This window comes from Pseudonocardia sp. (genome assembly GCF_025465255.1).
GTDB lineage: Bacteria > Actinomycetota > Actinomycetes > Mycobacteriales > Pseudonocardiaceae > Pseudonocardia.
Map to the genome: position 1 here is coordinate 1 of NZ_JAODNI010000083.1, position 11,575 is coordinate 11,575.

The following is an 11,575-nucleotide window of genomic DNA, read 5'->3' on the forward strand; positions in this document are numbered from 1 at the left end:
CGGCGAGCCCCGCCACCAGGCCGCCGCCGACCATCGCGCCCCACGGGGACACGACGACCTCGGCCGCCCGGGGCAGCAGCGCGCTGCCGAGCACCGCGACGGCGGCGTGGGCGCCCGCCTGGCCGGCGATCACGGGGCCGGGGTCCACGCGGCCCCGGCCGCCCAGACGCCGGACGGACCAGCGGGTCCCGATCGCGACGACGACCGCGACCGCGAGGGTGGGCAGCAGCGGGAGGACGCCGATGGGCTGCCCCTCGAGCGTCATCGGGATCTGGTGCGCGGCGAGCCAGAGCGGGATGGAGACCGCGAACGCGCCGTCCACCGAGGCGCTCCCGCCCGCTGTGCCCATGATCAGCGCGGCGACCGGCACCAGCATCGCGTAGCTGACCAGGACCGTGCCCATGGCGGCGGCCAGCAGGATCCGGAGCCGGTCCAGCCCCTCGACCGGGGCGGGGCCGTCACCCGGTCCGCGCTCGTCGCCGGGGGTCTCGGGACGGTCGGGAGCCGAGAGGGTGCGGGTCACCCGGCCAGCGTCGCAGCGCGACGGCCGCGCGTCAGCCTGCCACGCCGGGTGCGGTCGCGGGCCGGTCACCCGCGACGACCGGGATCAGCCCCGGTCGTCCTTGCGCGGGGTCTGGATGACGGTGGTGTGCTCGCCGCCGTTCCCGGGGCGCTGCTGCTCCTCCGGCTGACCGTGCCGGCTCGCGTGCTCCTCGGGCGGCCCGTCCGTGACCGGAGGGCCGTCGACCCGGGTGGCGCCGAGGTCCTGCGGCTGCCCGGAAGCACCGGCCTGGGTCTCGGGGGAGCCGGCCCCGGACTGGCCCGGCGGCGTGCCGACGGCCTGGGTGGGTCCGGTCTGGGCGTACCCGGCCTGGCCGTAGGGCGGCTGCTGGCCCCACGGCTGCTGGCCCTGGCCTGGCTGCCCGGAACCCTGCTGCCCGGAACCCTGCTGACCCGGACCGGGCTGGACCGACCCGGGCTGGCCGTAGGCCGGCTGGCCGGGCGCGGGCTGCTGGACGTACCCGCCGCCGTAGCCGCCCTGCGGCCCGTAGCCCGGCTGGCCGTACTGCTGACTGCCCTGACCGATCCCCGGCTGCCCGTACCCGGGCTGGCCGTACCCGGGCTGGCCGTACCCGGGCTGGCCCGGGGCGCCGTAGCCCTGCTGGCCGTAGCCCTGCCCGGGGTAGCCGCCGTAGCCGGGCTGGCTGTACGCGCCGGAGTTCTGCGGGGACGGGCGCGGGGCGGGCAGCGAGAGCATCCCCGCGTCGAGCAGGACCGCGGCGACCAGCACGGCGGCCACGAGGAAGGCCAGCACCAGGCCTGTGATGACGATCCCGCCCGCGGAGCCCTGCACGGTGGTGACGGTCTGCAGGAACACCAGGAAGCCGACCGTGGCGAGGACGGCGCCGGGCAGGAGCACCCGGCCGGCCGCGGGTAGCAGGGCCGCCGCGCCCAGCAGGCCGCCGGCCAGCGCCAGCGTGGTCCCCAGGCCGAAGCCGATGTCGGTGAAGAAGCCGAGGAGGTAGACCACCAGCGCCAGGCCGGCACCCACCAGGACGAGCATCCGGGCGGGTCCGGGGGCGAGCGGGGGCGCGGAGGCCGCGCGGGCGGATCCGGTCTCCCCGGAGGTGGCGGGCGGCTCGTGCTGCTGGCTCATCGACTGCTCCCTGGACCACCGGGCACGGCGGTCGTTCTCGGACGTACTGGTCGCGTCGGACACCGGTCGCGGCAAACGCTAGCCCACCGCGCCCGCACAGCCGGACGCCGACACCTGCTGACAGCAGAACGCGCGGGCGCCGGAAGGGTTCCCGGGCCCGCGCGTCGGCCGATCCGCCTCCGGAGAGGCCTCAGGCTCAGAGCCCGGCGATGATCTCCTTCATCAGGGCGGCGGTCTCGGACGGCGTCTTGCCGACCTTGACCCCGGCGGCCTCGAGGGCCTCCTTCTTCGCCTGCGCGGTGCCCGCCGAGCCGGAGACGATGGCGCCGGCGTGTCCCATCGTCTTGCCCTCGGGGGCGGTGAAGCCCGCGACGTAGCCGACGACCGGCTTGGTCACGTTCTCCTTGATGAACGCGGCGGCCCGCTCCTCGGCGTCGCCACCGATCTCACCGATCATCACGATCGCGGCGGTTTCGGGGTCCGCCTCGAACGCCTCGAGGGCGTCGATGTGCGTGGTCCCGATGATCGGGTCGCCGCCGATGCCGATCGCGGTGGAGAAGCCGAACTCCCGCAGCTCGTACATCATCTGGTAGGTCAGCGTGCCGGACTTCGACACGAGACCGATCTTGCCCGCGCCCGCGATGTCCGCCGGGATGATGCCCGCGTTGGACTTGCCGGGGCTGATGATGCCGGGGCAGTTCGGGCCGATGATCCGGGTCTTGTTGCCCTTGGCGACGGCGTGCGCCCAGAAGTAGGCCGAGTCGTGCACCGGGATGCCCTCGGTGATGACGACGGCGAGCGGGATCTGCGCGTCGATCGCCTCGATGACGGCGTCCTTGGCGAACTTCGGCGGCACGAAGACGACGCTGACGTCCGCGCCGGTCTCCTTCATGGCCTCCTCGACGGTGCCGAAGACCGTGAGGTCCTTGCCGCCGAGGGTGATCGTGGTGCCGGCCTTGCGCGCGTTCACGCCGCCGACGATGTTCGTGCCCGCCGCCAGCATCTTGGTGGCGTGCTTGGTGCCCTCGCCGCCGGTGATGCCCTGGACGATGACCTTGCTGTTCTCGTTGAGGAAGATCGACATGATCAGGCCCCCGCTGCTGCGAGCTCGGCGGCCTTGTCGGCCGCGTTGTCCATCGTGTCCACCTGGGTGACCAGGGGGTGGTTCGCGTCGTCGAGGATCTTGCGGCCCTCGACGACGTTGTTGCCGTCGAGCCGGACGACGAGCGGCTTGGTGGCCGAGTCGCCGAGGATCTTCAGCGCCTCGACGATGCCGTTCGCGACGGCGTCGCAGGCGGTGATCCCGCCGAAGACGTTGACGAACACGCTCTTGACGTCCGGGTCGCCCAGGATGACGTCCAGACCGTCCGCCATGACCTGCGCGGACGCGCCGCCGCCGATGTCCAGGAAGTTCGCCGGCTTCACGCCGCCGTGCTTCTCCCCGGCGTACGCGACGACGTCCAGGGTGCTCATGACGAGGCCCGCGCCGTTGCCGATGATGCCGACCTGGCCCTCGTCGAGCTTGACGTAGTTGAGGTTCTTGGCCTTCGCCTTGGCCTCGAGGGGGTTCTCGGTGCGCTCGTCGACGAGCTCGGCGTGCGCCGGGTGCCGGAAGCCGGCGTTCTCGTCCAGCGTGACCTTGCCGTCGAGGGCGATGACCTTGTCCTGCGGGTCACGCACGAGCGGGTTGACCTCGACGAGCGTCGCGTCCTCGGCGACGAAGGTCTCCCACAGCTTCACGATGACGTCCGCGGCCTGGTCCGCGACCGCGGCCGGGATCTTGCCCTCGGCGACGATCTCGGCGGCCTTGGCCTTGTCCACCCCGGCGATCGGGTCGATCGCGATGCGGGCCAGGGCGTCCGGGCGCTCGACGGCCAGCTGCTCGATCTCCATGCCGCCCTCGGCCGAGCACATGGCCAGGAAGGTGCGGTTCGACCGGTCCAGCAGGAAGGAGAAGTAGTACTCCTCGGCGATGTCGCTCGCCGTGGTGACCAGCACCTGGTGCACGGTGTGGCCCTTGATGTCCAGGCCCAGGATGGCGTTCGCCTTCTCCTTGGCCTCGTCCGGAGTCTCGGCCAGCTTCACGCCGCCGGCCTTGCCCCGGCCTCCGGTCTTGACCTGGGCCTTCACCACGACAGCGGTGCCCAGCTCCGCGGCGGCGGCCGCGGCGGCATCCGCGTTGTCCACCGTCTTGCCCGGAAGCACCGGGACTCCGTGTGCGGCGAAGAGATCCTTCGCCTGGTACTCGTACAGGTCCACTCGGTTCTCCCGCTCCACTTCGCTGTGCCCGCGGTGTGCTCGCCCTGTCGCGGGACCGCTGCTGCGATTCCGGCCGGCATCGACCGCAGGACCGATCGTGCTGCTGCCATAGGACCCTAGCGACGTGCTCAACACGTGCCCTGACCTGGGGCGGTGACAGCAATCACCCTGCCCCGTCGCGAGGGGTGAGGTCCACCACCCCGAGTCGATCCGGGAGGCGTGCGACACATGTTCCCGCCTCCCCCGCGACGACGGCGACGTCGTCCGCGCCGCCCGCACCGAGCTCGTCGCGGACGGCGGCGACGAGACCCTCCGGCGCCTCCGGCAGGAGCACCGCGTCCACGTCCTCCTGCATTGCGACGGCGGCAACGTGCCGGGCCGAGCGGGCCTCGTCGAGCAGGATCACCTCGGTGCCGCGGTCACGCAGGGTGCGCGCCAGCCCGCCGATGTCCGTACCCGGACCGCCGGTGCCGCCATCCGGGCCGACCAGGATCAGACGCACCCGCTCACTCATACCGACACTGTGCTCGACGCAGCGACCGACCGGCCCAGCGGGCCACCCGTTCGGCCCCCTGACCAGGAGATCAGGGGCGATGAGCGGTCCGAATGTTTCGGTGCTGTTTCACCCGGCAATTCTCTGTGACGTGGCCTACCGTTCATCCATGGCGCTGGTCCAGGGCGGACTGCGCCGCCTGGCACTGCTGGCCGGCGGCGTGCAGTCCCTGGCGGCCGAGGCCGGACGCGTCGGCGCTTACGCACTGCGTACGTTCGGCACGCCCCCGGGCCTCCGGGGGCTGGTGCTCGAGAGTGCCTGGCTGGCCGCGCACGTCGCGCTCTATCCGATCGGTCTGGCGAGCGAGAAGATCCACCAGCACGACGTCTACCGGACCGACGACCTCCCGCCCGCCCAGCGGTCACTGGTCGTCGGGGACATCGAGGCCGCGGGCACACCGGTCCTGCTCGTCCACGGGATCATGGACAACCGGTCCGTGTTCACCGTGTTCCGGCGGGCGCTGCGGCGCCGCGGCTTCGGCGTCGTGCACGCCATCAACTACAGCCTCCTCACCGGGGACCTGCGCAGTGCCGCGCACGAGCTGCGCGCCCACGTCGAGCGGCTGCGCGCGGAGACCGGCGCGGACAAGGTGCACATCGTCGGCCATTCGCTCGGCGGCATGATCGCCCGCTACTACGTGCAGCGGCTCGGCGGCTCCGAGTCGGTGGACACCCTGGTGACGATGGGCAGCCCGCACGCCGGTTCGAACATGGCCTACCTGATGCCCACCCCCCTGGCCCGTCAGCTGCGCCCCGGCTCGGACGTCCTCGCCGAGCTCGACGAGCCGGCGCCCGGCTGCACGACGCGGTTCGTCGTCGTGTGGAGCCGGATGGACGAGATGGTCGTCCCCCAGAGGAATGCACGACTGAGCCATCCGGACCTGCGGATCGACGAGCTGGAGCTCCGTGACGTGGGTCACCTGGCCCTGCCCGTGGATTCACGCACCGTGCACTGGGTCGCCACCGTGCTCGCCCGGCCGATCCACGACCAGCACTTCCGTCGGCGTCATCGGCACATCACGCGGGTGCCGGACACACTGCGTGCAGGAGCCTCGCCCGCCTCGTGAGCCGATCGGGCCATGGGCCCGAACGAGCGCGCGCCGAATTTGCCGACTCGCCGGTAACCCCGCTACGTTCACCCGGTCCGTGTCACGGAGCGATCACGACGACAGGCTGCCGACCCCGAATCGACAGCCGCCAGGGTTCCCCGACCCGATGTCGCCGCCGCCACCGGCAGGATGCACGAAGCCCACCCCAGGGTTGTCGAGAAGGGCAGGTCTTGGCGCGCCACCGCTCCCCCAGCGGCGCCCGACCGGTCCCCGACGAGTACGACGCGGCCCCCCACGCGTCGGCCCCGTCGGGAACGCACCGGCTTCCGGCGCCACCCTCGCCGTCGCTGCACGTCCGCGCGATGGCGTTCGCCGTCGCCGGCGGCGCGCTCGTCGCCGCGGGACAGACCCTGGTGTCGGCCCACGGCGACCTCGGCGTCTCCGACGACCCGTACGCGAAGCTCGCCCAGAACGCGATGCTCCCGGTGACGGACCCCGTGCAGTCCGCGGCCGCCTCGGCCGCGCCGGCCACCAGCGCGAACGCCATCGGCGGCGACCAGCTCGGCAACTCCTTCACGCTCCCCGCGCTCGACGAGAGGTCCGAGGTCGACGTCGCGAGCCTGGTCAAGGCCGCCGGCATAGGCGAGGAGATGCAGAAGCGCACGTCGATGATCAGGGCGGCGCTCGCGGGGGGCGCCCCCGAGGCCGTCCTGGACGGAAGCACGGCCTACGTCCTCCCCACTGACGGCCGCTTCACCTCCGGTTTCGGCGCCCGCTGGGGCGTCACGCACTACGGCATCGACCTCGCCGCCCCGATCGGCACACCGATCTTCGCGCTGACCGACGGAGTCGTGGAGGAGTCGGGCCCGGCCAGCGGGTTCGGGATGTGGGTGGTGCTCAAGCACCCGGACGGCACGCACAGCGTCTACGGCCACATCAACCGCTCGTTCGTCGGCGTCGGCCAGAAGGTCCGGGCCGGCGAGGAGATCGCCGAGGTCGGCAACCGCGGCCAGTCCACCGGCCCGCACCTGCACCTCGAGATCTGGGACGCGGCGAAGAACAAGATCAACCCGCTGCCCTGGCTCCGGGCCAGGGGCATCGACGTCACCAGCACCGGCACGGGGGACGGCCCGGCGGACTGACCCCGCCGCCCCTTCGCGCCCCGATCATGGGCAACGCGTGCCTCAGCACGGTGACCATGGGCAGAAGAGCGCCTGTTGATCTCTGCCTGCGCCGTCCTGCCCATGATCGACGCAGGACGGCGACCTGATGCCCCGATCCCCCGGCCGCGGAACGCCGGCGGGTCAGAGCTTCTGGAGCGGAACCCCGCCGATCAGCATCAGGCGGACCGTGCCCGAGCTGCCGAAGTCGATCGTGACCGTGGCGCGGGGACCGATGCCGTCCGAGGCGACGACCGTGCCCAGCCCGTACTTGTCGTGGCTGACCCGGTCCCCGACGTCCAGGCTGATCTCGGCGTTCAGGGTGCGCTGTGGGACCTTCCAGTCCCCGCGGTCCGTCGCGGTCTCCCGGCGGCCGAAGCCGAAGCGGCCGACCGGCGCCGACGGGCGCTCCGGCTCCGAGCGCCGCCAGTCCACGAGCTCGGCGGGCACCTCGTCCAGGAAGCGGGACGCCGGGTTCGTGCTGGGCTGCCCGAACGCGGACCGGACGATCGCGCGGGAGAGGTAGAGCCGCTCCCGGGCCCGGGTGATGCCGACGTAGGCGAGCCGGCGTTCCTCGGCCAGCTCGGCCGGGTCCCCGAGGGTGCGCATGTGCGGGAAGATCCCGTCCTCCCAGCCGGTGAGGAACACGACCGGGAACTCCAGGCCCTTCGCCGTGTGCAGGGTCATCAGGGTGACCATGCCCGCGTCGTCGTCCGGGATGGAGTCCGCGTCCGCCACGAGGGCGACCCGCTCCAGGAACGCGGCGAGCGACCCGGGCTCCGGCGCCCCCGCGGCGACGTCCTCGTCCACCTCGAGGTCGGCGACCGCCGCGTCGCCCGCGAACTCGCGGGCCACCGTCACCAGCTCGGCGAGGTTCTCCAGGCGCGTGCCGTCCTGCGGGTCCTCGCTGGCCTCGAGCTCGGAGACGTAGCCGGAGCGCGCGTACACCGCCTCCAGGATCTCCGCGGTCTCGTCGCCGCGCTCGACCAGCTCCCGCAGTTCGTCCATCATCCGCTGGAAGCCGGCGATGTTGCGCTGCGAGCGGGTGGCCAGGGCGTGCAGCCGCGCCGGCTCCTCGGCGGCGACCCGCAGGGCCTGGGCGAACGAGATCCGCTCCCGCTCGGCGTACTCCGCGACGACGGCCTCCGCCCGGTCCCCGATCCCGCGCTTGGGCACGTTGAGGATCCGGCGCAGGCTCACCGTGTCCTCGGGGTTGGACAGCACCCGCAGGTAGGCCAGCGCGTCCCGGATCTCCTTGCGTTCGTAGAACCGCACGCCGCCGACGACCTTGTAGGGCAGCCCGATCCGCAGGAACACGTCCTCGAAGACGCGGGACTGGGCGTTGGTCCGGTAGAAGATCGCGATGTCCGAGTTCCGGAACTCCCCGGAGTCGACGAGGCGGTCCACCTCCTGGCCGACGAACGACGCCTCGTCGTGCTCGTTGTCCGCGACGTAGCCGACGACCTTCTCGCCGTCCCCCTGGTCCGACCACAGGCGCTTGTCCCGGCGGTTCGGGTTGCGGGCGATGACCGTGTTCGCGGCCGTGAGGATCGTCTGGGTGGAGCGGTAGTTCTGCTCGAGCAGGATCGTGGAGGCGTCCGGGAAGTCCTGCTCGAACTCGGTGATGTTGCGGATGTTCGCGCCCCGGAAGGCGTAGATGGACTGGTCCGAGTCCCCGACGACGCACAGCTCGGCGGGCCGCGCCCCGGCCGTCGCGGGCTCGACCAGCTCGCGGACCAGTACGTACTGCGCGTGGTTCGTGTCCTGGTACTCGTCCACCAGCACGTGTCGGAAGCGGCGCCGATAGTACTCGGCGACGGCGGGCATCCGCTGCAGCAGCGAGACCGTCTCCATGATCAGGTCGTCGAAGTCGAAGGCGTTCGCCTGGCGCAGCCGGGACTGGTAGTTCGCGTAGACCTCGGCGATCCGCCGCTCGTGCTCGTTGCCCGCGCGGGACGCGGCGTCGTCCGCGGAGAGCAGCTCGTTCTTGAGGTTCGAGATCTGCGCGGCCAGCGCCCGCGGGGCGAACTTCTTCGGGTCCAGCTCGAGGTCCCGCGCGACGAGGCCGACGAGCCGGCGCGAGTCGTCCGCGTCGTAGACCGAGAAGGCGCTGCGCACGCCGAGGTGCTTGGCCTCGCGGCGCAGGACCCGCACGCACATGGAGTGGAACGTGGAGACCCACATCGCGGCGGACCGGCGCCCGACCAGCGCGTCCACCCGCTCCTTCATCTCGGCCGCGGCCTTGTTCGTGAAGGTGATGGACATGATCTCGCCCGGGTGCACGTCCCGTTCGGCGAGCAGCCAGCCGATCCGGTGGGTGAGCACCCGGGTCTTGCCCGACCCCGCCCCGGCCACGATCAGCAGCGGGGTGCCCGCGTGCACGACCGCCTCCCGCTGCTTCGGGTTCAGCCCCTCGAGCAGGGCGCGACCCCGCGCCGTCGTGGGCTCGACGGTGGCCTGGGCGGGGAGTTCGAACAGCGCGCTCATCGTGTCGAACACGGTACCTCTGCGGGGTGACGGTTCCCGAACCGACACTGCCCCCGGAGGCGACCGTGTGGCACACTGCCCGGGTGCACCGCGACGGACGATTTTCCTACGGGTACCGGATTCCGGCACCCGTCGATCGTCCTGCCTGACGCAGACCGACCTACGCCCCGGAGTCCACAGGACCCCGGGGCGTTCGTGTGTCCGGGGCGGTGGGCCCGCACCAGGAGGAGACCATGTCCGTGACCGACGACCGTTCCGGCGCCGTGCAGAACGCCGCAGCCGAGACCGACATCCCGTCCGCCGAGGAGATCGGCGAGCTGCGGCTCGAGATCGACCACCTCGACGCCGAGATCCTGCGCCTGATCAAGCGGCGCACCGAGGTCTCGAAGCGGATCGGCGTGGCCCGGATGGCCGCGGGTGGTCCGCGGATCGTCTACAGCCGCGAGATGAGGGTGCTGGAGCGCTTCCGCGAGCTCGGCCCCGAGGGCCGCGAGCTGGCGCTGATGTTGCTGCGGCTCGGCCGGGGCCGGCTGGGAACACGCTGAGAACCCGCCCCTGACCTCCGCAACTCTCCGACGGGTTCCACCCCACGGTGGTCTCCGGCCGTGGCACTGTGGGGGCCATGGGGATCGTGTTCACGCTCATCGCGCTCGTCGGGCTTCTCGCCGCCCTGGGTCACGTCGGATATGTGGCGATGCTGTCCAACGCCGCCAAGAAGAAGGGGGCGGCGGGTGCGGAGATCGCCGCCTACACGCGCACCCGCTGGCCCGCCGCGGGCGGCGCGGCCGGGCTCGCCCTCCTGGGCCTGCTGTTCACCTCCGGCGGCCTGACGATGGACGTCCTCGGCGTGCTGCTGGCGGCCGGCGGCGGCCTGATGGGCTGGAACGGCCTCAACGCCGAACGCAACCGGTACCCGACGAGCCGCTGAGCGAGCCACCACGGACGAGGTCGTAGAGAGTCTTCAACCGTGCCAGTCTCCCCCCGGACCGACGTCGAGCGCGTCCTCGTCGTCACCGCCCATCCGGACGACGTGGACTTCGGTGCGGCGGGGACCGTCGCGTCCTGGGTCGACGCCGGGATCCACGTCGCCTACTGCATCTGCACCTCCGGTGACGCGGGCGGTTTCGACGACACCCCGCGCGCCGAGATGGGCCCGCTGCGGGAGGCCGAGCAGCGCGCCGCGGCCAAGGAGGTCGGCGTCGACGACGTCACGTTCCTGGGCTACCCGGACGGACGGCTCATCGTCGACATCCCCCTGCGCCGGGACATCAGCCGGGAGATCCGCAGGGTCCGGCCGCAGCGGGTGCTGACCCAGTCCCCGGAGATCTGGTGGAACCGGATCGGGGCTTCCCACCCGGACCACCGCGCCGCCGGCGAGGCCGCCCTCGCGGCCGTCTACCCGGACGCGCGCAACCCGTTCGCGCACCCGCAACTGCTCGCCGACGAGGGCCTCGAGGCATGGACCGTCTCCGAGATGTGGCTCATGGGCGCCCCGGAGGAGCGGACGAACCACGTCGTGGACGTCACGGAGAGCTTCCCCAAGAAGGTTGCCTCGCTCCGCGCACATGTTTCGCAGACCGCTCATCGCACGGACCTCGAGGAGCTCCTGCGGGGCGTCGGTGGCACCGTGGCCAGGCGATTCGATCTTCCTGCCGGCCGGGTCGCCGAGGCCTTCCAGGTTGTGACGATCGGCTAGCGGTACCTCTCGCCCGATGAACGGAGTTCGACCGAACGGGTGAGCAGCGACGAGCGGGCGAGTAGCACTTGGACGACACACCGTCACTCGGGTAGACCTGTTCGGGTCGCACAGTCCCTGGAGGTCGTTCCACCGTGGCAACGTTCGAGCACCGCGTCGGTAACAAGCTGCCGCTCACCGGCAGGGTCACCGTGGCGGAGCTGATGCGCCGGAACCCCCCGGCGCAGCGCACCTCCTCGCCCGACGCCGCCCCGTTCATCCCGGAGCAGGCCAGGCCCGTCATGGATGGCGCCGCGCTCGCCGCCATCCACACGACCGCCTCCGCCGAGGTCGTGTCCGTCGGATCGCTGCTGCGCCGCGAGGGCCGGGTGGACGTCCCGGCCCCGGCCGCCGTCCCCACCCCGCGCGGTCCCGCCCGGACCGCCGTGAGGCGCAGCGCGATCGCCGCGGGCACGCTGCTCGCCGCGGGTTCGGTGCTCGGTGCCGCGGTCCTCACCAACGCCTCCTCGGGCAGCTCCGAGGCACAGGCGTCGGCGGACGGCAGCTTCCCCGGCCAGCGCCTCCCGGACGGGGCGGACCCCGCGTCGGCCGCGTTCGCGTCGAACGCCCTGGACGCCGGCACCGCCGCCCCGGGCTCCTGGATGAACGTCGCCTTCCCGAGCGCGCTGGGCCCGGTGGCAGCCGGCCCCGCCGCCGCCGGGACGTCCGCCCCCGC

General features: G+C 72.4%; 12 protein-coding genes. 6 read left to right on the forward strand and 6 right to left on the reverse strand.

Going from position 1 to position 11,575, the window contains the following annotated elements; translation table 11 throughout:
• The 5 genes from JWP64_RS08790 to JWP64_RS08810 all read right to left on the reverse strand — a co-directional run.
• Positions 1-523: DUF6350 family protein (locus JWP64_RS08790; RefSeq protein WP_297494353.1), on the reverse strand; the 523-nt coding region annotated here is incomplete at its 3' end.
• 84 nt (positions 524-607) lie between these two features.
• Positions 608-1,657, reverse strand: coding sequence for a DUF5336 domain-containing protein (locus tag JWP64_RS08795; RefSeq protein WP_297494356.1), 1,050 nt, complete (start codon positions 1,655-1,657; stop codon positions 608-610).
• A 196-nt stretch (positions 1,658-1,853) separates the two neighbouring features.
• Positions 1,854-2,741, reverse strand: coding sequence for a succinate--CoA ligase subunit alpha (sucD, locus tag JWP64_RS08800; protein WP_297494359.1), 888 nt, complete (start codon positions 2,739-2,741; stop codon positions 1,854-1,856).
• A 2-nt stretch (positions 2,742-2,743) separates the two neighbouring features.
• Positions 2,744-3,934, reverse strand: a complete 1,191-nt coding sequence (gene sucC, locus JWP64_RS08805; protein ID WP_297494362.1) for an ADP-forming succinate--CoA ligase subunit beta — start codon at positions 3,932-3,934, stop codon at positions 2,744-2,746.
• Between the two features lie 145 nt (positions 3,935-4,079).
• Entirely contained in the window at positions 4,080-4,430 is a 351-nt protein-coding gene (locus JWP64_RS08810; protein ID WP_297494365.1) for a hypothetical protein, read from the reverse strand.
• A 148-nt stretch (positions 4,431-4,578) separates the two neighbouring features.
• Between JWP64_RS08810 and JWP64_RS08815 the strand changes: the two genes are divergently transcribed.
• Both JWP64_RS08815 and JWP64_RS08820 read left to right on the forward strand, forming a co-directional pair.
• Positions 4,579-5,535 carry an alpha/beta fold hydrolase gene (locus JWP64_RS08815; protein ID WP_297494369.1) on the forward strand — a complete coding sequence of 319 codons (957 nt, stop codon included), beginning with the start codon at positions 4,579-4,581 and terminating at the stop codon, positions 5,533-5,535.
• Positions 5,536-5,747: 212 nt separating this feature from the next.
• Positions 5,748-6,659, forward strand: a complete 912-nt coding sequence (locus tag JWP64_RS08820) for a M23 family metallopeptidase (RefSeq protein ID WP_297494372.1) — start codon at positions 5,748-5,750, stop codon at positions 6,657-6,659.
• Between the two features lie 162 nt (positions 6,660-6,821).
• On the opposite strand, the gene pcrA is transcribed toward JWP64_RS08820, so the two are convergent.
• Positions 6,822-9,164 (reverse strand): DNA helicase PcrA, encoded by a 2,343-nt coding sequence (gene pcrA, locus JWP64_RS08825; RefSeq protein WP_297494376.1) that lies wholly within the window; start codon positions 9,162-9,164, stop codon positions 6,822-6,824.
• Positions 9,165-9,397: 233 nt separating this feature from the next.
• Between pcrA and JWP64_RS08830 the strand changes: the two genes are divergently transcribed.
• From JWP64_RS08830 to JWP64_RS08845, 4 genes are all read left to right on the forward strand, one after another.
• Positions 9,398-9,709 carry a chorismate mutase gene (locus JWP64_RS08830; protein ID WP_297494379.1) on the forward strand — a complete coding sequence of 104 codons (312 nt, stop codon included), beginning with the start codon at positions 9,398-9,400 and terminating at the stop codon, positions 9,707-9,709.
• A gap of 77 nt (positions 9,710-9,786) precedes the next feature.
• Entirely contained in the window at positions 9,787-10,092 is a 306-nt protein-coding gene (locus JWP64_RS08835; RefSeq protein WP_297494382.1) for a hypothetical protein, read from the forward strand.
• A 39-nt stretch (positions 10,093-10,131) separates the two neighbouring features.
• On the forward strand, positions 10,132-10,860 hold the full coding sequence (locus tag JWP64_RS08840; RefSeq protein ID WP_297494385.1) for a PIG-L deacetylase family protein: 729 nt from the start codon (positions 10,132-10,134) through the stop codon (positions 10,858-10,860).
• 134 nt (positions 10,861-10,994) lie between these two features.
• Positions 10,995-11,575 (forward strand): hypothetical protein (locus JWP64_RS08845; protein ID WP_297494388.1); only part of this gene is annotated, 581 nt, incomplete at its 3' end.